The organism is Neobacillus sp. B4I6 (assembly GCF_050434045.1).
Classification (GTDB): Bacteria; Bacillota; Bacilli; order Bacillales; family Cytobacillaceae; genus Neobacillus.
Window position 1 is genome coordinate 5836523 of sequence record NZ_JBNPWB010000002.1, and the last position, 21402, is coordinate 5857924.

A 21402-nucleotide genomic window follows, 5' to 3' on the forward strand; every position below is an offset into this window, starting at 1 on the left:
ATGAGCCTCACACCTATCATCGAAATGAAGGGTATCAGCAAATCGTTTTCTGGAAACAGGGTGTTGGATCAAGTCGATTTTCAGCTTTTACGAGGTGAAATCCATGCCCTGATGGGGGAAAATGGCGCAGGGAAATCGACATTGATTAAGATATTAACCGGTATTTACGAACGGGATGCTGGGAAAGTTTTTATCAAAGGAAAAGAAGTTCATTTTAAAAATCCGAAGGAAGCAGAACAAACAGGAATTGCTGTGATTCATCAGGAGTTAAATATTATCCCTTATCTAACGGTCTATGAAAATATGTTTCTCGGCAAAGAGCTGACGGTCGGCAGGTTTGGGATTACGGAAGGGTATGATGCCCGTAGAGTTAAAAAAAATGGATACTCCAGCTTTGATATAAAAAAATCTTTTTGTTACTAAAGGTATTATCCACCCCTCTTTTTAGTATCAATAATATAATGCTGAGCTTTCAAGGATAAAGGGGGTGTACATTATAGAGCGACAGGTCAGGACCAAAGCTTCGGAACCCATACAGTTTATAGCCAAAAATTTAGGGATTGGCTTTTTTGCTGCCATTGTGACTGGAATTATTTCAGGACTATTACTACGCCTAATCATGAAAATCATTGCTATGGTATTTCCTCATATGGCCGGAGGGTTTACGTTTGAAGGGACATTTTTGTTAATATTACTCGGGATCGGTTTTTCATTGGCTAACAGTATCGTCTATACGTTTGTTCACCGTTATTTACCATCAGGGTGGGTGCGTAAAGGTTTTATTTACGGAGGTATGAATCTAGTTATCTTGGGGATTTCCTTTTTTTTATCCAACCCTGATAATGACTTGTTTGGACCTCAAGCTCCATTAGGAATCACATTATTTTCGCTCCTTTTCCTTTTTGGAGGTTTGCTGTTAGCTAGGTTAGTAGATCGGGTTACGAATTGGGTGGAACGATCGAATAGCAGACTGAAATACACTTACATTTTTTTCGCCCTTCTCATTGTACCAGCCGTTGTGATGTCAGGTGGTATTATTTATGAAATAGTAACTGAAATAATACCTGCAATTAGGTCAAACTTTTAATTAGTTTGCGGATTATTTGGAAAAGTAAGCCATCAAAGGCTAAAAGAAAAAAAGGTGCAGTCTCGAGAACCGGCGAGAATGCACCTTTCCCCTTTTTAAGCTATTTTTTCCTCTAGTTTATTCCCCATCCCTTTTGTTATGATAAGGGCTGCCAGTGAGTTTTTAATAGGTTGTCGAAGATTGCCTTGGTCCTATACATTTTGTAGAAGGTTGTCTAAACTAACAATAAAAGTCGTTTATTTGAAGAAGGGTATGAGGAGAAAAAATGGGGCAGGTAAATAGATTAATTAGTGAGCAACCAATTGAACCATTACGTGAAAATAAAGGGAAATCAATTTTTCAAGATCTAACGACTCAAAACGTATCTTCTGGATTAATTTCTAGTACTTTAGTTATGACAGGTCCAGCGTTAATCATTCTGCAGGCAGCAGCGGCAGGGCATTTCTCTAATCAGCAAACCATCAATTGGATGTTTGCCGTCTATTTCTTTGGAGGGTTGTTAGGGATTGTTATGCCTCTGTTATTTAGAATTCCCATTACCGGAGCTCACTCGATTTCGGGGGTTGCTTTTTTAGCGACAGTGACAGCACATTTTACTTATCCCCAGCTAATTGGCGGGTATGTGATATCGGGGCTGTTGATTTTGCTGATTGGGTTGTCAGGACTTTTTACTAAAATTATTAAATGGGTTCCGAAAGAAGTCATTGCAGCCATGCTGGCAGGTCTGGTCACCAATTACGTTGTTCAGCTTGTCCAAGACGTTAAGGCGTTACCCTTAGTAGGCGGATTCGCCTTGCTTAGTTTTTTTATCAGTACGAAAATCTCAAAACGGATCCCGGCCGTTATGGTCGCAGTGGTTGTCGCTTTTATTACTTTGTTTTTAACCCAAGATCTACAAAGCTCATCTAAGGAGATTGCTTTTTTCCTACCATCCATACAAATGCCGGAATTTACATGGATGGGGATGGTCACATTAGGTCTGCCTCTGGCCATGTTAATCTTAAGTAATGATGTGGCACCTGGAATCGGCGCACTAGAAAGCTCGGATTTTGAACCGCCCATTCGAAAAATTGTTTCTTTTAGTGGAGTGTTTTCGATTATTGCCAGTTTTTTCGGGGGGCAAAGTGCGAATATTGCTGGCATGATGACCGCCATCTGTTCTAGTTCGGATGCAGGGGTAAAATCAAAGCGGTATATGGCAGCAGTGGTATCAGGGATTTTGACATTATTGTTTGGTGTTTTTGCTTGGAAAATCGTTCCATTTATCCAATCGTTACCCCATGCTTTTGTATCGATGCTAGCAGGGTTTGCGCTAATCGGCGTCCTTCTTTCTAGTTTGCAGCTGGGTTTCTCCGAAAATAAATATCGCTTAAGTGCCCTATTTGCTTTCCTCATCGCGTTATCGCAAGTATCATTTTTCCATATTAGTGCACCGGTATGGGGGCTGGTTGTTGGTGCCATTATTGCGAAGACGGTGGAAGCGTAAAATTTTGTACCTCTCACGCTCTCGTAGATTGGTAGGTTGTTAGAGGGGAGAAGTGTTCGCGCACTTCTCCTTTTTACTTTGGAAGGTTCGTCAGCTGCCGGCATTCCTAAAGGTCTTTTTGATCGACATTTAGTTCGATTAGATTCCCATCAGGGTCCGCACAGAATATTTGTGCAAAACCGCTCATGCCATTAGGTTTCTCTAACAGTTCAACATCCTTACTTTTCAGCCAATTCAGCGTCTCTATGTAATCCTTCACTCTTAGTGCAAAATGGCCTTCCCTGCTGCTCAGGCGTTTATCTTGGCGAATCGTTTGTGATGTAGGAAGAACGATTAGATGGAGCTGTTGTCCCTCAACTTCGTACCAGGCACCAGGAAAATCAAAATTAGGACGTTGTATTTCTTTTAAACATAAGATGCTGCTATAAAAATGCTTGGCACGTTCTAAATCAGTAACCGTTAGACTAACATGGTGGAGTTCTTTATATTGGATCACCGCAGTCATCCCCCCTCATAAATTTAGTTCAATAATAACACAGATATGTGATTCACATGTGTCCAAGGAGAGTTTTGTCCATCGGAACCCATCCGAAGGACATTTTGCTGGTGTCCAAGGAGAGTTTTGTCCATCGGAACCCGTCCGAAAGACATTTTATGGGTGTCCAAGGAGAGTTTTGTCCATCGGAACCCGTCCGAAAGACATTTTACGGGTGTCCAAGGATATTTTTGTCCATCGGAACCCATCCGAAGGACATTTTGCTGGTGTCTAGGAAGAGTTTTGTCCATCGGCAAGCGGCCGAAGGACACTTTGGAGAGTTTTGTAGAATCAAAGAGAGGAAACTTAATCCTTGAGATGGGATCTCTTGGAAAATGTCATTTATGAAACCCATAAAAAGTCCTCTTCCCACAAAGGAAGAGGATTGCAGTTAACCAGTTGTGGCAGCATGGTGTTTTTTTCGAACAAACTCAAGGTATTAGCCATTCACTGTGACAAGCTCTTTTTTCCGTTCATCCCCGGAGTGATCAAACTCCTTGATCATCGCTATAAACGGTTCAATGAATTGAGGATCGAATTGTTTTCCAGAGCAGTTGCGCAATTCAGCGATTGCTTCATGGAAGGTTTTTGTTTTTTGATAAGGACGCTCGGTTGTCATTGCGTCAAAGGAATCGATCACGCAGAGAATTCGCGCCAGCTTTGGAATCGATTTTCCTGCTAAGCCATATGGATAGCCGTTCCCATCATAGCGTTCATGGTGGAGTTCAACTAGCGGAATCAAGTCTTCTAATTTTTTATTCGTTGAAATGATCTCTTTTCCATAGGTTACGTGCTTCTTCATCAATTCCCATTCATGAGGCTCAAGCTTTCCTTTTTTATTTAAAATCTCCCGCGGGATTTCTATTTTTCCAATGTCATGGATAAGAGCTCCAAGAATCAGCGTTTTGCGTTCATGAACACTTAAGTTAAGCATCCGTGAAAAATCAACCGCATATTGGTAGACCCGTTTACTATGGCGATAGGTATATACATCCTTTGAGAGGAAGATCTTTAATTGAAACTCCGCTTCCTCTAGCTCTTTTTCAAGTGAAAGCGAGTGATGAACGGAATATTCGGAAAGCCCATTATAGATTTGGACAAGATTTTTCCCTTGGTTCTTCGCCGCATACATGGCTTGGTCTGCTCTGTTCAAAAGTTCAGAAATATTGTAGGTCTCCTTTTCACATTCGGCAATCCCAGATGAAAAGGACAAGCAGCCGTATGGGAGACGTTCCACCCCATTATAGTAGGTGTCATTTACTTTCTTCCGTAATTCATTCATGAACGAATAAGCGGTTTTACGATCGGTGTTTGGCATGATGATTGAAAATTCTTCGCCGCCATAGCGTGCAACGATAAAATTTGCCGTGTCGGACTCGGTTTTCAAAATGGCACCAAATTCCTGGAGCAGATGATCGCCTTGAATATGCCCGTACAAATCATTAAATTTTTTAAAATCATCGATATCAAGGATGACCACACTTAAAGGCTGATCCGTTTCCTTTGCGAGAGCTACTTCCTTTTCCAAAATTTCTTTAAAGTAACCGTGGTTATTGAGACCGGTCAGGGTGTCTTTGTTGGCTTTCTCGGAAATCTCTTTATATAAATTAAAATACTGTTTAAATGCTAATGATAATAAAAAGGCAATACAGGTGAAAAGAGACAGACCGAATAATTCGTCGGGTTTCATTAAAATGACTAGGACTAATGAAAGTACAAGTGTGATAATATATGTGGCAGCTGTCTCTTCAATAATTTCCTTAAAAAAGTTTACGATGTTTTCAGATGTTGCCAATATGAAATAGATCCCAACTAATAGTAGATTTAGTGCAAAATAGGTGCAAAAAGAAAGTAAATAGGAAAGAATGTTATCGACACTGATCGGTCCAGTGATGCCATTTGTATATATAAAAACATAATAGGCACTATTAATCATTAAAGAATAAACAGAGAAGTTAAACACATGTTTCCACCAGGCGATTTTTCGCTGGAATAAAGCAAATACAATAGAATGTATGAATAAAACAAGTAATGATGTATTTAATCCAAACAAAAAAAGACTTGCTAGATAAATAGAAGAATCCATGGAAAGGGAATTACCCTTTGGAGGAATCAGTACGGTGTAGTAATTAAGCAATAAGATGGAACCGGAAAAAGCAAAAATAACAATCCAATCCATTTGAGAGTACTGTGGGATTTTAATTGAGAAAGTAAAAAACAAAATACCTAAGACTGAAATTAAGAAAAGATATATATTTGCAGGTGTCTTTATAATACGCATACTCATCACTCTCATAAATAAATTTAGGAGAAGTAAAAAAAGTTACTTCTCCCTACCATTCTACTCTTATACTAATTTATATCCAGATGTTAAAGCAATAATAATTGAACCGATAATGATTGCATTGAAAAGAATTCCAGTTAATTTAATGCCTTTTTTTTGTTCATTTTTCATCTTTTTTCACCTCCTCTAAAGGAGGCGGGTGTGTATTCACTCTTTTTGGCGACTGGATGATGAACCATGAGATGTTGGATGAAAAAGAAGATACCAATATTCATAACGATATCACCGATACTGATGATTTGTGTTCGTGGATAGGGGTCTGTGATGGGAATAACATCGCCCAAAAATCCAAGATACGTAGAAGATGTTAGCATCGTATGCTTGGCGTATAGGCTTTCTTTAAGGACTTCGATATATTCGGGATCCAAAACTGCAGCAGCTTCCAATGAAACCGGCATTCTTCCGCCGTTGATCACCATGACTAAAAAATTGAGAAATACACCAATTAGAACGAGAGTAAATCCTTGGTAATTGCGGTTCATAAATAAAAATAGCAAACCGAGTACATATACCACAATGTAAATGTATCCGCTTAACTGTCCCAGAAATTTGTAATCATTTTGAAGCATAAAAACGGCTAGTTCAACAACCAATAGAAGAGGAAAGATCCATCCCCACTTTAGCTTCAACTGTGCCAGTGCTCTTAGATTCCCTTTTCGAAGAAACCCTACTATAAACGAAATAATGATGCCGTCAAATACCATAGTTGTTACCTACCTATGCCAGAATATATAACTAATAGAAGAAGTTCGAAAATTCCACAAAAAAAAAATATTCCCACAATAATATAATCAAAGATATTCGTCGAATGCAAGGGGATGTTGCTTGGTTTTGTGTCGAATTTGTATATATTCTTATGTCTTGACAAGGATACTCTTATTACATGGGATTGTCCCACGTAATAAACCGTCTGGTAGCTTAATAGAATAGCTTTTTTTATGTGGAGTGCTCAGCTGTTCATTAGTAATTTCCAGAAAAGAGGTGTTATTAAAGACAGTTCTCGACATACCTTTCAGCCATTTAGAGAAATAAATCCAGGAATGGCAGGTGCTGAACCCACTTCTAATCAAACGTTTATGTAGTAGGGAAAAGGGGGGGAATTAATAGAATGATGTAAGTTCAAGCGAAATCCGCCTGTTTTTGTGGAAATAATGGTTATTTCCTGCGGAATGATCCCGCGTAAACCGACAATTTCCCGCCTGCATTAGCAGAGGAAATCCTTATAGGTTAGTACTTGCAGCTGTTTCAACCAAACGTTTGATTAGTATAGCATATATGGTATTTAGACGAATGGCCGTCGTTTAGTGACAATAATGGCTCTGGAGCTATTTATTTCCCATTTTCAGTTCATATTTCAACAATTAATTTACGTATTTGGAGAGACAAACACTTATTTATCTAAGGGTGGAAGCAGTTTTAATCAAACGTTTGATTGAAAGGGAAATTTGGGGGAAATAAGCGAGGTTTGTCATTTAATCGGATGGATTGGGAGTAAATAATCAACGGGCGGGTGGAAATGGAGAGTCCGGTCACATAGAGAGGTTCTATGTGACCGTGAAGGAAGAAAAAGGAAGAGTTCGGTCACATAGAGAGATTCTAAACCACTAACAGCTAGTGTGGTGCTCATTTTATTTTAGTAATATAGTTTTTTGAGCACTTTCGCCGATAACATGAGTTTATGCGGTGAATTAATTTTGTTCTAGCGGGTTTCTCCATTCTTCTATTTTGTGCTATTTTTAAATATATCAAAAAGACATTTAAAATAATGCCAATTGGAGGAGTTTACATGTTAGGTGCCATTGAAGCAGGAGGAACAAAATTTGTTTGTGCAGTAGGGGATGAATCGGGTAAGATTCTGGAGCGGTTTAAGATTCCTACTACCGTACCTGAGGAGACCATTCCTGGGGTGATCGAATTTTTTAAAAAATATCCTATCCAAGCCATCGGAATTGGCTCGTTCGGGCCGATTGATGTGAACCAGGAAAGTCCAACTTATGGAATGATTACCACGACACCGAAAACAGCATGGAGGGACTTCCCATTTGTCGACACGTTCAAAGAGGCTTTTTCGGTTCCAGTCGGATTCAATACGGATGTAAATGCTGCTGCATTGGGTGAGTCTGTTCTGGGTGCCGCAAAAGGCCTGGATAGCTGCCTTTACATAACTGTTGGGACTGGCATTGGAGCAGGTGCGATTGTACAGGGGGAACTCTTGCAAGGTTGGTCACATCCTGAAATGGGTCACATTCTTGTAAGACGTCATCCGAATGATGAATACAAAGGCAAATGCCCATACCACGCTGATTGTCTGGAAGGTCTGGCGGCTGGACCCGCGATTGAAGACCGGTGGGGTGAAAAAGGAATCCATCTGGTGGAGCGTTCCGAAGTATGGGAAATGGAAGGGTACTATATTGCACAGGCACTTATGCAATATATACTGGTTCTCTCTCCTAAAAAAATTATTCTTGGTGGCGGCGTCATGAACCAAAAGCAGGTATTCACGTCTATCTATAAGTACCTGCCGGAATTATTGAACGATTATATCACCTTACCGGAGCTTTCTAGCTTTATTGTGAGTCCTGGTCTAGGGGATAATGCCGGGATCACGGGGTCCCTTCTGCTTGCCCATCGAGCATTACTTCAAGCCGGACTTGAAAAATAAACTTCATCCTAATAAAAAGCGTAATAGGTGATCTATTACGTTTTTTATTTTTTCATAAATTCCCGGTCTTAACGAAGAGTGGCTGGACGCCTTGAAATAGAGAGTGAGTAAATGATGAAGCCATTTTTCTATATTCCTTTCAGGTATTTTGAGGGGTAACACCACCTTTAATTAAACGTTGGTGTAGTAGAGAAAAGGCGGGAAATTAATAAAATGATGGAAGTTTAAGAGAAACCCATCAGATTTTGTGGGAAGGTGGGTTATTTCCTGCGGAATGATTTTGCGAATCTCGACAATATCCACTCACCTTTTACAGGGAAAATACCTATAGAACCGTACTTACAGCTGTTTCAACCAAACGTTTGATTAGTATAGCATATATGGAATGACGTCGATTGGCTGTCGTTTATAGACAATAATTGTTCAAAGGCTATTTATCTCCTATTTTTAGGTCGTTTTTCAACAATTAATTTATAAATTTGAAGGTATGAATACTTATTTATCAAGGGTTGAAGGCACTTTTAATCAAACAATTGGTTGAAAGGGGAATTTGGGGAAAATAGGCGAGTTGTGTCCTTTCATGGATCGGTTATGTGAAAGAAGGGGATGGGAAATGCCTGGTGGTCAGGTTGAAGAAGGAGAATCATTGAAGGAGGCGGCAATCAGGGAAACAAAAGAAGAAAGCGGAATAGATATTGATGTGATTAAATTTTGTGGTGTATATCAAAATGTGAGCCAATCGATATGTAGTACATTATTTTTGGGGATACCAACCGGAGGAGAGCTGACCACTTCCTCAGAAAGTTTGGAAGTAGGTTTCTTTCCAGTTGAAGAAGCATTGGAAATGGTCACTTGGAATAATTTCAGGCAAAGAATCGAGTATTGTTTAAACGAAAAACTTCATCCTTTTTATGTGGAGTGTTGATTTTAATTTCTTTTTTTTAGTTGTGAAAAGAATGGAACGAACAGGGGTTACGGTGGGTTTTTCTTTGGAGATATTTCAGTAATCAGCCCTAACTCGGAAATATTCACTTATGAACAATCAGTCCATGCTAGAACTGATTGTTCAAAAAACTCATTTTTTTATATTGAAATTATCGGCTAACAACGTCCAGTTCGACGGATATGGATAGCCTAATGCCCAGTAACTAATTCCGCGGAGATTAAATTCCTTAGCCAAGTCGAACTTGGCTTGGGCGCTGCGGGCATCTTCAAACCACACTTCATGGCCTCGGCCTTTTTCATCGACGTAACGGAAAAATGGTGATTGGGTGGTGTCATCATATTGAATCGATGCCCCGTATTTTACTGCACGCGCAATCGCTTCTTGTGTACTAAATGTTTCTGCTTCTTGTCCTTTAACATGTGGAAGGAGCCAATCACGGGCATAAATTTGGAACCCTAAGAATATTTTTTCTGCCGGCATAACGGTCCGCGCGTATTCCACGACACGTCTTATTTGGTTGATAGGAGAAATCGCCTGTGGCGGTCCAAGCCGGTATCCCCATTCATAGGTCATCAACACGACAAAGTCTACAATCCTACCATGTGCTTCATAATCATGTGCTTCATACAGTAGACCCGCTTGTGTCGCACTTTGCTTGGGAGCAACTGCCGTTGAGACAAAATATCCTCGCGGATGAAGACGGTTCACGGCTAGTTGGAGGAATAGATTGTAATTTTCGCGATCGGCCGGTAACACATTTTCAAAATCGATGTTTACTCCTTTATAGCCCTTTTCATCCATAATCCGAAGCATATTTGTCAGTACCTTTTCACGTAATTCTGGACTAGATAGAAGGGTATGAGCCACGTTTGAGCCAGCTGCAGTTGAAGTAAAGTTTGTAATCGACATCATCGGTGTGACATTACTGGTCTTTGCTGCTTGTAGGGTTAACTCATCATGAGCTGGAGTGAGATCCCCATTTTCATTGATTAGGTAAGCAAATGGACTGATATACGTGAGCAAATGGCTAAGTTCCTTAACCGTTTCAGCCGCTGCTTGATCGGGTTGGTAGGTATAGGCATTGACTTCGATGGTTGGTTTCTTGATTGGTATTCTTAATCGTGTACCGGAATAAATGAGGTTTGGATTTTGAATCTGATTTTCATCGATAATCGCTTGGACTGTCACCCCGTAACGATTCGCAATTTGCCATAATGTTTCCCCAGATTGAGTCACGTGTATCCGTGGAGGGATGATGAGTTTTGCCCCTGGATATAAAAGAGACGGATTTGTGAGTTGATTTGACTGGATAATCGAGTTAATTTCCACCCCATATTGTTGTGAAATCGACCACAATGTATCACCGGATCTAATGATGTGTGATGTCCCGGGGACTGGTATTACTAGTGATTGCCCAACTAACAGCTGGTTCGGGTTTTGGAGCCCATTTGATTGAACAATTCCATTCATATTTACTTTGTAGCGAGCAGCAATTTGCCAAAGTGTTTCACCGCTCCGGACCACATGAATCACCATCTACCTCTCCTCCTGTTTCACTTCAATAATAACTTATGTGGGTTAGAAGGAATGGGTTAATTGTCTATATAAATTTATGGGCACAGTTCGATTTTTTTGTAAAAAAGCTAATCATCGAATATTAGTGGGGATAAGTGAAATCCAATTATTATTATTATTATTATTTAGTAGTTTTGTATGATCCTCAAAGAAACGAAATGAACAATAAAATCGCATTGACGATAAATTGGATTAAGTTTCAGAACAAAAATCGATAAAATGGATTAGAATGACTCGACTATTTTTAAAGCATGAAAACGAAACATTCTTTTGGAAAATAAAAGCAGTAATTTCTAAGCTAATAAATAAAACCCTTTATGCATCTAGGTCTCTTTAATAGCAGTACATTAATCTGAATGATTAGTTTTTTGTAATAGTATTGACAGTTTTTCGACATAATTATAGAATTACATTGAAATATATGAATCTATGCATTTTTAATACGGGTGATCAGGGGATCAACTAAACCAGCTTATTATTCCACTTCCAATTCCATAGCATAACATCTTGCGTTCAAAAGTAGGATTGAAAAATTTCGGGAGTAATTTTCGTGAGGCAATTGTTTTTTTGCACCAATTTGAAACCGTTTGCAAATTTCAACAATAAAATCCCAATGAAACAACACGAGCAGATGTTATGTGAGAAACTGAGTGAGGTAATTTTAAAAGGAGGAATTATTTTGGCAAAAAAGGTTTTAAAGGATTTCTTAGCACCCCAACTGAACGAGTTGCGGGAAAACGGCCTCTACAATGTCATTGATACTGTAGAAGGACCAAACGGCCCTATAGTTACCATCAATGGCAAATCATTAATCAATATGTCATCCAATAACTATCTTGGCCTTGCCAATAATGAAAGAATGAAGCAAAAAGCGCATGAAGCAATCGAGGAATATGGTTTGGGGGCCGGTGCGGTCCGTACAATCAATGGTACATTGACAATCCATAATGAATTGGAGAAAACAATTGCCAAGTTCAAGCATACCGAAGCTGCCATTGCCTTCCAATCCGGGTTCAATTGCAATATGGGTGCTATTTCAGCCCTGATGACAAAGAAGGATGCCATTCTCTCGGATGAATTGAACCATGCATCGATAATTGATGGATGCAGATTGTCAGGAGCGAAAATTATCCGCGTCAAGCACCAGGACATGGACGATTTGCGTCGAGTAGCGAAAGAGACAATTGAAAGCGGTTTATACGAAAAAGTCATGTACATCACAGACGGAGTTTTTTCAATGGACGGTGATGTAGCAAAGCTTCCGGAAATCGTCGAAATTGCTGATGAGTTTGGGTTAATCACGTATGTAGATGATGCCCATGGTTCTGGTGTAATGGGTAACGGTGCTGGTACGGTTAAGCATTTTGGCCTCTCAGACCGAATTGACTTACAGATTGGGACCCTTTCAAAAGCGATTGGCGTCGTAGGCGGATATGTAGCAGGTACAGAGCAGCTAATTGACTGGCTGAAAGTCCGTGCACGTCCATTCCTGTTTTCAACCTCATTGACTCCAGGAGATGCTGCCGCCTGTATCGAAGCTATCAATATCATGACCGAATCGACAGAAAAAGTTGAAAAGCTTTGGGAAAACGGAAGATACCTAAAAGAAGGCTTAAAGAACCTTGGTTTCGAAATTGGACATTCCGAAACACCAATTACCCCATGCATCATAGGAAAAGAAGATCTGACCCAATTATTTTCGCGCAGGCTGATGGAAGAAGGCGTTTATGCAAAATCAATCACCTTCCCAACAGTTCCTAGAGGTACAGGCAGAGTCAGGAATATGCCTACTGCTGCGCATACCAAGGAAATGCTTGATGAGGTTTTGGCAGTCTATGGAAAAATAGGTAAAGAATTGTCTATTATTTAAACGTTTACAATTTCACCAAGGATAAAATTGTTCTTGCTTCAGTAAAATAAGGGTAAATAAACCTCAGGAGGTCCCGTCATATGAAAAAAATTCTTATTACTGGCTGTCTCGGCCAAATCGGTTCGGAATTGACACACCGTCTCAGAGTAATGTACGGAACAGAAAACGTTGTTGCAACAGATATTCGCCATATCGAAGGCAATCCAGTCATCGAGGGTGGTACATTTGAAATACTTGATGTTATGGATTACGAAGCAATGCTAGGCCTTTGCAAAAAGTATGAAGTTGATACCCTCATGCATCTTGCAGCCCTTTTGTCGGCAGTAGGAGAAGCAAAACCAAAATTCGCATGGGACCTGAATATGGGTGGCCTGATGAACGCCCTTGAAGTTTCACGTGAGCTAAACCTGAAACTCTTTATACCGAGCTCCATCGCTGCTTTCGGACCAGGAACACCGGCAGAAATGACACCACAGGATACGGTACAAAGGCCAGCTACTATGTATGGCGTCACAAAGGTATCCGGTGAATTGCTTTGCGACTACTATTTTACAAAATACGGTGTAGACGTACGCGGAGTAAGGTTCCCTGGACTGATTTCATACAAGACTCTTCCAGGCGGGGGAACAACCGACTACGCAGTAGATATTTACTATGAAGCACTTAAGAATAAGAAATATGTATCATTCATTGGCAAAGGAACCTATATGGATATGATGTATATGCCTGATGCGATCGATGCTATCATTCAATTGATGGAGGCTGATCCTTCAAGATTGAAGCACCGCAATGCATTTAACATCACAGCCATGAGCTTTGAGCCGGAACAAATTGCTGCATCCATTAGAAAATTCATTCCTGAATTCGAAATCTCATACAATGTTGACCCTGTACGCCAAGGCATCGCAGACTCATGGCCAAATAGCCTTGATGTATCTGCTGCACGCGAGGAATGGGATTTCAATCCTCAATATAACCTGGACCGTATGACAAAAGATATGTTGGAAAACCTATCAGAGAAATTAGGCATTCCCTTTAGGGAGCTTGCACTAGCCTATTAATTATTACCTTTCTTTCCCAAAACTATTTTATGAAATCTGGGGTAAAGGAAAGCGCTCTCTTCTATAAAAACTATTATAATTCATCTGCGAAAAAAAGACAAATGTATTTTCCGGATGGACTATTTCATGTATATTAGAAATTTGACAATAAAGAGGGGGAAATTTAAATGGCAAACAAGGAATTGAGTAGGGGTTTAAGTTCACGCCATATTCAGATGATTGCGTTGGGCGGAACGATTGGTGTAGGTCTATTTATGGGGTCTTCCAGCACGATAGGCTGGACGGGTCCATCCGTAATGCTCGCTTATGGAATTACAGGAATATTTCTATATTTGATTATGCGCGCCATGGGCGAAATGCTCTATTTGGAACCAAGTACAGGTTCATTCGCAACATTTGGCTATAAGTATATCCATCCAATAGCGGGATATATGACTGCCTGGAGTAACTGGTTCCAGTGGGTAGTTGTCGGTATGGCGGAAGTTATCGCAATCGGTACTTATATGCATTATTGGTTTCCCAATCTTCCTGCTTGGATTCCAGGCCTAATCGCAATGGTTATCCTTGGGGCGGCTAACTTTATTTCTGTAAAATCATTTGGTGAATTCGAATTTTGGTTTGCTTTGATTAAAGTAGTTACGATTGTATTGATGATTATTGCAGGTTTCGGCCTGATTTTCTTCGGCATTGGCAACGGAGGAGATGCGATCGGCTTATCAAACCTCTGGAAAAATGGCGGTTTCTTTACTGGCGGACTTAAAGGGTTCCTCTTTGCCCTATCACTTGTTGTTGGTGCTTATCAGGGTGTAGAGCTTATCGGTATTACAGCTGGTGAAGCGAAGGATCCACAGAAAACAATTAGAAACGCGATCCAAAGTACTATTTGGCGTATCCTCGTTTTCTATATTGGCGCAATTTTTGTTATTGTTACAGTTTATCCTTGGGATCAATTACATGCGATCGGAAGCCCATTCGTAGCAACTTTTGCAAAAATCGGTATTACTGCTGCAGCTGGAATCATTAACTTTGTGGTTATCACTGCTGCATTGTCTGGCTGTAACAGCGGTATCTATAGCGCAGGGCGCATGCTTTATACACTTGGAGTCAATGGACAAGCTCCAAAAGCGTTTGCGAAGGTTTCAAGTAATGGGGTGCCTTTATTCGGTACAATTGGCGTACTAATCGGCCTTGGCTTTGGAGTTGTTTTAAGTTATATTGCACCTGAAAAACTGTTTGTGTACGTCTATGCTTCAAGTGTTCTTCCTGGGATGGTTCCTTGGTTTGTCATTCTGATCAGCCAAATCAAGTTCAGGAAAGTCCATGCTGCAAAAATGGCGGCTCATCCATTCAAAATGCCTTTTGCGCCTGTCACTAACTATGTGACAATTGCCTATCTGGTAGCGGTGCTTGTAGGTATGTGGTTCAATGAAGACACTCGTGTATCGCTGATTGCGGGTATTGTGTTCTTGGCTATTGTGGTCATCAGCTTTTATGCTTTCGGAATTAACAAACGTGTACCTGCGGATCTTCAAGCAGAGGATCAGACAGAGAGGAAAGCGATCTAAACTCCTGACTGTTTGATTGTGGGAGAAACGGAAGGGTATAAGGAAGCTGTTAATATAAGAATCAAAAAATAGGGACAGTTTTCATAAATTGTCCCTATTTTTCTTGATGGCTGCCTGCTAAGAAAACAAATGGAACATCTATGTAGAGAATCTTAATTATAGGACTCAGGTGAAAACAATGAAGTATCGATCAGCATTTGAAATCATTGGTCCAATTATGATTGGGCCTTCCAGTTCACATACAGCAGGTGCAGTCCGGATTGGCCGCGTTGCCCGAACCCTATTCGAGGGCCAGCCGAAAAAGGCTGTTCTCTCGCTTTACGGCTCATTTGCAAAAACGTATAAAGGACATGGAACAGACTTGGCTCTTGTTGCGGGCTTATTGGATTTTGATACGTTCGACGAGCGGATACCCGACTCATTGGATATAGCGGAACAATTGGGTATGGAGGTCATCTTTCAAGAGGAAGAGGCCATTACAGAACATCCAAACACAGTAAAGATTAATCTTTTTGATGAAGATAAAGAGTTGGAGATTATCGGCATCTCCATTGGCGGAGGAACCATTGAAATCACGGAAATCAATTCGTTTAAGCTAAAATTATCGGGTGACCCTGCAATACTGGTCATTCATAATGACCGTTTTGGAGTAATCAGCTCTGTAACATCCATTCTTTCGCAAAATAAAATAAACATCAGTCATATGGAAGTGTCCAGGAAAGATAAAGGCGACATGGCAATCATGGTAATTGAGTCCGATGAAAAGCTAGATGACCAGGTGATCAACGGAGTACAAAAGCTGGATAACGTTATAAGTGTAATCCGTATGGTTGTATAAATAGGTGTTTTCGGGCACGAACATAAATTAATAGAAGACAGCAGGGGGAAATCCTATGTTTCGTAATGTAGCTGAACTTGTTTCACTGGCGGAACAACGACAGGTTAAAATAGCCGAAATTATGATTCGGCAGGAAATAGAAGTTACTGGCCTTTCCCGTGAGGATGTGATTGCCAAAATGGATCAGAACCTGACGGTAATGGAACGGGCTATCGAACGGGGCTTAAATGGAGTAAAATCACGCACAGGACTCACAGGCGGAGATGCAGTATTGCTGCAAAACTATATTCAAAGCGGAAAGTCCCTTACGGGCACATTGCTGTTGGATGCGGTGAGCAAGGCGGTTGCAACGAATGAAGTCAATGCAGCAATGGGCATCATTTGTGCCACGCCAACTGCCGGTTCGGCTGGGGTTGTCCCAGGTACATTATTTGCGGTAAAGGATAAACTCAATCCAACTAGGCAGGAAATGATTGAATTTTTATTTACGGCAGCGGCTTTTGGATTTGTCGTTGCAAACAATGCGTCCATTTCAGGGGCTGCAGGCGGTTGCCAGGCAGAGGTAGGTTCAGCTTCAGGTATGGCTGCAGCCGCAATCGTTGAAATGGCTGGCGGTACGCCAAAGCAATCAGCGGAAGCGATGGCCATCACCTTGAAAAATATGCTGGGTCTTGTTTGCGACCCGGTTGCCGGCCTCGTTGAAGTGCCTTGCGTGAAACGGAATGCAATGGGTGCATCGAATGCTTTAACAGCAGCCGATATGGCCCTTGCCGGGATAACCAGCAGGATTCCTTGTGACGAAGTCATTGGAGCCATGTATGCAATTGGACAGTCAATGCCGGCTTCTTTAAGGGAAACAGCCGAAGGCGGACTAGCGGCTACCCCGACCGGACGTAGGCTTGAAGCTGAAATCTTTGGCCAGCCTAAAGTAAAACTGATTGATTATTTAGTATAACTACTTTAAAAAGCTGCCGGTCATTCCAGGCAGCTTTATTTTTGGTATCTATGAAATGAGCTGTCCGTCCCGGCCTTCAAGAACAACTTTTGAAATCACTAGCACTTTTTCAAGCCGGGTCTGTATTTTATTAAGTGGTTGTAAATTTAGCATAGATGATAAAAAATAGAGTTAATTCTCCTATTATGACAATGTTTGGAACTACCATGATTAAATTAATAATAAAAAAGGCTGCTAAAATCCCTAAAAACAACCCTAAATGATAAATTTTCAGACGGTGTTGTTCATACCTGTATTGATGAAAAACAATGGTAGTTGAAATGAAATAGAGCAATACAGAACTAAATACAAAATATACGCTAAATGAATAATGGACCTCAGATAAAAACATCAGTTTGATAGATGCTGCAATCATGCTCAAAGACATTAGAATAAACAGATGTCCGTAAATAATAGTTTGTCCTGCCCCATGAATCGACTTATCTACCTTCTTTTCTACATTATCAAAATATTGCCACCACATCGAAATAATAAGGATAAATGAAATAATCGAAAATGAGATCGAATTCCAATCACCTTTTTGGGGCTGTAGTACAAATAGGGTGCTGACGACCGATTCTCCAAAAAGGATTAATGTCAATAAAGCAAATCGTTCTAATAAATGAGCCGTATTGGTCAGGGCTTTTACCAAATACCTGCGTCCGAAAACAGGCACAATAACATCGACAATAATTCCTGCATATAACACAGCGTATCGAATCCATGAATCAAAAAAGATAGAGAGAAATGAGATGAGGACTCCAATCCCAAAACATGTTCCTAAAAACCGAGCAGCTGTTTTTCTATCCCCTTCTTCTAGATTCTGAACAACAAGATATTGAATTGCCGTTAGTGCCCTTACTCCAATATAGCCAATAAGAAAAGGGAGATAGTATTGATCAAAATCTTCCGATAAGCTGGATGTCATAACAAGGACAAATAACATTTGAAGAATTATAAAGATACGTTGATGCAAAAAATCTTGTCCAAACCGATTAATAAACATTGTTTGTCCAGTCCAAGACCACCATATCGGGATAAACATTAGAGCAAACTTTAATAGATATTCTGGATAAATATAACCTTTTTCAACATGAAGTAAAACATGAGTAGTAGTTGCAACTGCTGCCACAAATAGCAAGTCATAAAAAAGTTCTAACCACGTCACTTTTTTTTCTTCCATAAAGTTTCAACTCCTTCTGCCACTTATTAAAACAAATGGAATCTTCCGATTATAATCGTCCAAAGGATCAAAGTTAAGATTGGCATGGAGATTAGGGTGATTAACCACGCTCTTTCAAATAGGTTATAGCCTTTTTTCTCCGCAAACCATTCAGACCATAGGATCAGGAGATAAAGGGAGATGAACTCTAGCGTAATAGTTAATAACTTATAGAGTACAAAATTAAAGAAGCCATGATTGTCCATGTTTATCCCCTTTCGCTTGTACATGTTTATTCATTTCCAGGCGAAAGTATTATAAAAACTAAGGCTGTGGTGTCAGGCACCATTTACAAAATGTTCCTACCCTAATTAAGAGGAAGCTCGCTACGGGTAAACGATTTGATACTATAAATATATTTTTATACAAAAAAATTGACAAATTCTGAACGGAATTTGTCGGTGAAGAGGTCATTTTCGTAGGAAAAGTTTAAATATGGGCTGAATTTTATTCCCGGGGATCGTGAGATGATGACTTTCTTCAAAAATAAAAATAAAAGATTAGATTTGTAGATTTTTGACTAAACATTCTTAATTACGAACGCAACACCTCTTTGTTAAAATAGTAATGTACTTTATAACGAATGGAGAGGTGTTATGAAAATTAGTAAAAAATTCAAGAGTTTAGTATTGGTGGGCGCTTTACTTATGTCCTTACCCGTTAACGCTTTTGCAAAAGGCCCTGCAAACGCCGCAAAAAGTCCTCAAAAACCGGTCATTGATTATGTGGCCCTAGGGGATTCCCTCGCAGTAGGATATACGCCCTTTGGTCCAGGTGATGTAGGATATCCTGACTATATTTCACAAGATTTTGAGAAAGAAAATTACAAAGTTGATTACGATAATTATGCGGTCCCTGGCTATACTTCAGCCCAATTGTTGAAAGATGTCCTTTCTAACAAAGAGGTAAGGGCGGGAATTAAAGAAGCTGAGTACATTACCATTGATATTGGGGGAAATGACCTTCTCGGGGCTCTAAAGGCCGATCCGACTGGTAAAACTGCGCCAGCTGCAATTGCCCGTGCATCTCTAAATTTACAAATCATTTTACAAACGATTGATAATTTAAACCGCCATGCGAAGGTTTATGTCATGGGTTATTACAATACCTTCCCTTATTTGCCTGCGGAGCAACAGGCCGGGCTGCTGCCATTGTTGTTTGCGTTTAATAGTAAAATCGACACACTATCTAAAGCCAATCAGGATACGTATGTGCCGACTTACAATGTGATTGCATCAAACTATCCATTGTATCTTCCAAATCCATTTGACATTCATCTAAGTCTAGCAGGCTATCAAGTTGTTGCCGACCAGTTCTGGAAAGAAATTGATCCGACCTTACCATAGAGGAAATAACGACAACCAGAAGAACGTTATTATCACCGATAAAAAGCAAAAAAGTAACCGCTCATCCATCTGGATTGGGTGGTTACTTTTTTATCCCACAAAGTGAGATATTTGGTGCAAAGGACATATCCCTGTATAATCAAAAGAAATATGAAGCTATTGAATGATCCGATTACAAGCACTAACACTCCCTCATTTGAAAGGAACATGAACCCATGCGATTAGAAGGAAAGAAAGTAATTAGTCTCGTTCATAATGATTTTGAAGATTTAGAGTTATGGTACCCGATTCTCAGACTTCAGGAAGAGGGGGCTGTCGTCCATCTTGCCGGAGAAAATGCAAAGGAAAAATATATTGGTAAATACGGCGTACCTGCGATCTCTGATTTTGCCTATGGTGAGGTTAGCGCTAAAGACTATGATGCAATCTTAGTTCCAGGAGGATGGGCACCAGATAAAATCCGGCGCTTCCCTGAAGTCCTTTCTCTGCTTCAGCAGATGAATGCGGATGAAAAACCAATCGGACAAATCTGCCACGCAGGCTGGGTACTAGTTTCTGCAAAAATCCTTGATGGAAAAAAAGTAACCAGTACTCCTGGTATCAAAGATGATATGGAAAATGCAGGCGCGATTTGGTATGACGAACCCGTTGTAACGGACGGTCATCTGGTGTCCAGTCGTCGTCCACCGGATCTGCCTGACTATCTACGGGAATTTATTAATGTGTTAGAAAAGAAATAGTCATGGAAGGGAGATAGCGAGCAATAACTCGCTGTCTTTTTTTGATTCCATGCCTAGTCATTCTCCGAACAACCTGCCAAACCACAAACCATGAAACCTTTCCATTTATCATACGTATGTTTTATTAATGAGAATAAGGGTAATTCTGTAGAAAATAAACAAACGAGGGTGACTCATAATAAATGGAAACAAGAGATGAATTATTGAAAGAGCTAACTGTTATTGAGAAGTGGGAAAATGGCCAAAGCGATTTGTGGATTTGGGATCGCCTGGGACGATTGCCATTTAAGATTCTCGATAAAATCACTCCTCAATTCATCCACAATAAAGTGGGGAAATTACTAGAAGAGGTCGGTAACTATATTCAGACGGGCGGCAGCTATTTAATTAAAGAAGATAAACTATTTGATAAAATTGAAAAAGAGACAGGTAAGCCGATTAACCAAATAGCTGATATCCAGGAGATCCCTTTAAATGCCATGAATAAGATAAGCGAAGAGCTGACTGGTCAACGAAAGAAGTTTGCGACGATCCAAGGGGCGAGCACCGGAATCGGCGGGATTTTTACTCTTGCGATCGATGTTCCGGCTTTAATGGGCATTTCATTAAAAACGCTGCAGGAAATTGCTATCATTCATGGATATGATCCTAACGAAAAAAGCGAACGAATTTTTATAATTAAATGCCTGCAGTTTTCCTCAGCTGATATTGTCGGCAAACGTGCGATTCTGAATGAGCTTTCCAGCTATTATCAACAAGGAAGCGGTTCAGGCGAAATGATGTCGCAGCTGCAAGGCTGGCGTGAGGTTGTTTATACATACAGAGACCAGTTTGGGTGGAAGAAGCTGTTTCAAATGGTACCTATTGCTGGGATGATTTTTGGTGCATTTACAAACAGGTCAATGATTAATGACCTAGCGGAGACAGGGATTATGCTTTACCGAAAAAGAAGGATTCTTGAGAGATTGGAGTCAGAAGTAGGTCAATCTTGATTGGGAGTAAGTTTGTTAGTAAAAGAGACAGAATTTTTTGGATTCCGTTTTCTATCGTAAAACTAAAATAGCACCGCAAAATGCGGTGCTATTTGTCATTTGTTTCTCCCGTCCCTTGGCTTCTAGGTACTGATTCTCC

General features: G+C 40.2%; 17 protein-coding genes and 2 pseudogenes. 13 read left to right on the forward strand and 6 right to left on the reverse strand.

All coding sequences use genetic code 11. From position 1 onward, the window contains the following. From QF028_RS30985 to QF028_RS30995, 3 genes and pseudogenes are all read left to right on the forward strand, one after another. Positions 1 to 345: pseudogene (locus QF028_RS30985) on the forward strand (ATP-binding cassette domain-containing protein); the annotation flags it as partial. 142 nt (positions 346 to 487) lie between these two features. Further along, positions 488 to 1087, forward strand: coding sequence for a hypothetical protein (locus tag QF028_RS30990; protein WP_429471453.1), 600 nt, complete (start codon positions 488 to 490; stop codon positions 1085 to 1087). 265 nt (positions 1088 to 1352) lie between these two features. Further along, positions 1353 to 2573, forward strand: coding sequence for a benzoate/H(+) symporter BenE family transporter (locus tag QF028_RS30995; RefSeq protein ID WP_429471455.1), 1221 nt, complete (start codon positions 1353 to 1355; stop codon positions 2571 to 2573). Between the two features lie 106 nt (positions 2574 to 2679). Here QF028_RS30995 and QF028_RS31000 read toward each other — a convergent pair whose 3' ends face one another. From QF028_RS31000 to QF028_RS31010, 3 genes are all read right to left on the reverse strand, one after another. Beyond that, complete coding sequence (locus QF028_RS31000) at positions 2680 to 3069, reverse strand: VOC family protein (protein WP_214997871.1); 390 nt, start codon at positions 3067 to 3069, stop codon at positions 2680 to 2682. Positions 3070 to 3547: 478 nt separating this feature from the next. Beyond that, on the reverse strand, positions 3548 to 5389 hold the full coding sequence (locus QF028_RS31005) for a bifunctional diguanylate cyclase/phosphohydrolase (protein ID WP_429471458.1): 1842 nt from the start codon (positions 5387 to 5389) through the stop codon (positions 3548 to 3550). 170 nt (positions 5390 to 5559) lie between these two features. Further along, positions 5560 to 6156 (reverse strand): DUF5317 domain-containing protein, encoded by a 597-nt coding sequence (locus QF028_RS31010; RefSeq protein WP_429471459.1) that lies wholly within the window; start codon positions 6154 to 6156, stop codon positions 5560 to 5562. A gap of 1082 nt (positions 6157 to 7238) precedes the next feature. Here QF028_RS31010 and QF028_RS31015 point away from each other — a divergent pair. Both QF028_RS31015 and QF028_RS31020 read left to right on the forward strand, forming a co-directional pair. Continuing rightward, the gene (locus QF028_RS31015; protein ID WP_429471461.1) at positions 7239 to 8114 is read left to right on the forward strand and encodes an ROK family protein; all 876 of its coding nucleotides are present in this window, start codon (positions 7239 to 7241) and stop codon (positions 8112 to 8114) included. A gap of 598 nt (positions 8115 to 8712) precedes the next feature. Continuing rightward, a pseudogene (locus QF028_RS31020) lies at positions 8713 to 9039 on the forward strand (NUDIX hydrolase); the annotation flags it as partial. A gap of 150 nt (positions 9040 to 9189) precedes the next feature. Here the strand turns inward: QF028_RS31020 and QF028_RS31025 are convergent. Beyond that, positions 9190 to 10596 (reverse strand): LysM peptidoglycan-binding domain-containing protein, encoded by a 1407-nt coding sequence (locus QF028_RS31025; protein ID WP_429471463.1) that lies wholly within the window; start codon positions 10594 to 10596, stop codon positions 9190 to 9192. A 718-nt stretch (positions 10597 to 11314) separates the two neighbouring features. Here QF028_RS31025 and QF028_RS31030 point away from each other — a divergent pair. From QF028_RS31030 to sdaAA, 5 genes are all read left to right on the forward strand, one after another. Then, positions 11315 to 12505 carry a glycine C-acetyltransferase gene (locus QF028_RS31030; protein WP_410884416.1) on the forward strand — a complete coding sequence of 397 codons (1191 nt, stop codon included), beginning with the start codon at positions 11315 to 11317 and terminating at the stop codon, positions 12503 to 12505. A gap of 80 nt (positions 12506 to 12585) precedes the next feature. Next, positions 12586 to 13566 (forward strand): L-threonine 3-dehydrogenase, encoded by a 981-nt coding sequence (locus QF028_RS31035; RefSeq protein ID WP_429471465.1) that lies wholly within the window; start codon positions 12586 to 12588, stop codon positions 13564 to 13566. Positions 13567 to 13733: 167 nt separating this feature from the next. Then, on the forward strand, positions 13734 to 15131 hold the full coding sequence (locus QF028_RS31040) for an amino acid permease (RefSeq protein WP_429471467.1): 1398 nt from the start codon (positions 13734 to 13736) through the stop codon (positions 15129 to 15131). 178 nt (positions 15132 to 15309) lie between these two features. Then, entirely contained in the window at positions 15310 to 15969 is a 660-nt protein-coding gene (sdaAB, locus tag QF028_RS31045; protein WP_410884420.1) for an L-serine ammonia-lyase, iron-sulfur-dependent subunit beta, read from the forward strand. A gap of 55 nt (positions 15970 to 16024) precedes the next feature. Beyond that, entirely contained in the window at positions 16025 to 16924 is a 900-nt protein-coding gene (gene sdaAA, locus QF028_RS31050; RefSeq protein WP_168240965.1) for an L-serine ammonia-lyase, iron-sulfur-dependent, subunit alpha, read from the forward strand. 130 nt (positions 16925 to 17054) lie between these two features. Here the strand turns inward: sdaAA and QF028_RS31055 are convergent, their stop codons facing one another. Together QF028_RS31055 and QF028_RS31060 are read right to left on the reverse strand one after the other, a co-directional pair. Then, positions 17055 to 18146 carry a low temperature requirement protein A gene (locus tag QF028_RS31055; protein ID WP_429471469.1) on the reverse strand — a complete coding sequence of 364 codons (1092 nt, stop codon included), beginning with the start codon at positions 18144 to 18146 and terminating at the stop codon, positions 17055 to 17057. A gap of 26 nt (positions 18147 to 18172) precedes the next feature. Beyond that, entirely contained in the window at positions 18173 to 18391 is a 219-nt protein-coding gene (locus tag QF028_RS31060) for a hypothetical protein (RefSeq protein ID WP_410884422.1), read from the reverse strand. Positions 18392 to 18781: 390 nt separating this feature from the next. Here QF028_RS31060 and QF028_RS31065 point away from each other — a divergent pair, with 390 nt between their 5' ends. From QF028_RS31065 to QF028_RS31075, 3 genes are all read left to right on the forward strand, one after another. Then, positions 18782 to 19531 carry a GDSL-type esterase/lipase family protein gene (locus QF028_RS31065; protein WP_429471471.1) on the forward strand — a complete coding sequence of 250 codons (750 nt, stop codon included), beginning with the start codon at positions 18782 to 18784 and terminating at the stop codon, positions 19529 to 19531. A 215-nt stretch (positions 19532 to 19746) separates the two neighbouring features. Then, positions 19747 to 20271, forward strand: a complete 525-nt coding sequence (locus QF028_RS31070; protein ID WP_215003961.1) for a type 1 glutamine amidotransferase domain-containing protein — start codon at positions 19747 to 19749, stop codon at positions 20269 to 20271. Positions 20272 to 20453: 182 nt separating this feature from the next. After that, on the forward strand, positions 20454 to 21263 hold the full coding sequence (locus tag QF028_RS31075; RefSeq protein ID WP_429471473.1) for an EcsC family protein: 810 nt from the start codon (positions 20454 to 20456) through the stop codon (positions 21261 to 21263). Positions 21264 to 21402 lie beyond the last annotated feature (139 nt).

What these genes read in the sequence shown, in the direction of transcription:
- QF028_RS30995 (WP_429471455.1), top strand. Translation starts at nt 1,353, where the DNA reads ATGGGGCAGGTAAATAGATTAATTAGTGAGCAACCAATTGAACCATTA.
- QF028_RS31005 (WP_429471458.1), bottom strand. Translation starts at nt 5,389, where the DNA reads ATGCGTATTATAAAGACACCTGCAAATATATATCTTTTCTTAATTTCA.
- QF028_RS31010 (WP_429471459.1), bottom strand. Translation starts at nt 6,156, where the DNA reads ATGGTATTTGACGGCATCATTATTTCGTTTATAGTAGGGTTTCTTCGA.
- QF028_RS31015 (WP_429471461.1), top strand. Translation starts at nt 7,239, where the DNA reads ATGTTAGGTGCCATTGAAGCAGGAGGAACAAAATTTGTTTGTGCAGTA.
- QF028_RS31025 (WP_429471463.1), bottom strand. Translation starts at nt 10,596, where the DNA reads ATGGTGATTCATGTGGTCCGGAGCGGTGAAACACTTTGGCAAATTGCT.
- QF028_RS31035 (WP_429471465.1), top strand. Translation starts at nt 12,586, where the DNA reads ATGAAAAAAATTCTTATTACTGGCTGTCTCGGCCAAATCGGTTCGGAA.
- QF028_RS31040 (WP_429471467.1), top strand. Translation starts at nt 13,734, where the DNA reads ATGGCAAACAAGGAATTGAGTAGGGGTTTAAGTTCACGCCATATTCAG.
- sdaAB (WP_410884420.1), top strand. Translation starts at nt 15,310, where the DNA reads ATGAAGTATCGATCAGCATTTGAAATCATTGGTCCAATTATGATTGGG.
- sdaAA (WP_168240965.1), top strand. Translation starts at nt 16,025, where the DNA reads ATGTTTCGTAATGTAGCTGAACTTGTTTCACTGGCGGAACAACGACAG.
- QF028_RS31055 (WP_429471469.1), bottom strand. Translation starts at nt 18,146, where the DNA reads ATGGAAGAAAAAAAAGTGACGTGGTTAGAACTTTTTTATGACTTGCTA.
- QF028_RS31060 (WP_410884422.1), bottom strand. Translation starts at nt 18,391, where the DNA reads ATGGACAATCATGGCTTCTTTAATTTTGTACTCTATAAGTTATTAACT.
- QF028_RS31065 (WP_429471471.1), top strand. Translation starts at nt 18,782, where the DNA reads ATGAAAATTAGTAAAAAATTCAAGAGTTTAGTATTGGTGGGCGCTTTA.
- QF028_RS31070 (WP_215003961.1), top strand. Translation starts at nt 19,747, where the DNA reads ATGCGATTAGAAGGAAAGAAAGTAATTAGTCTCGTTCATAATGATTTT.
- QF028_RS31075 (WP_429471473.1), top strand. Translation starts at nt 20,454, where the DNA reads ATGGAAACAAGAGATGAATTATTGAAAGAGCTAACTGTTATTGAGAAG.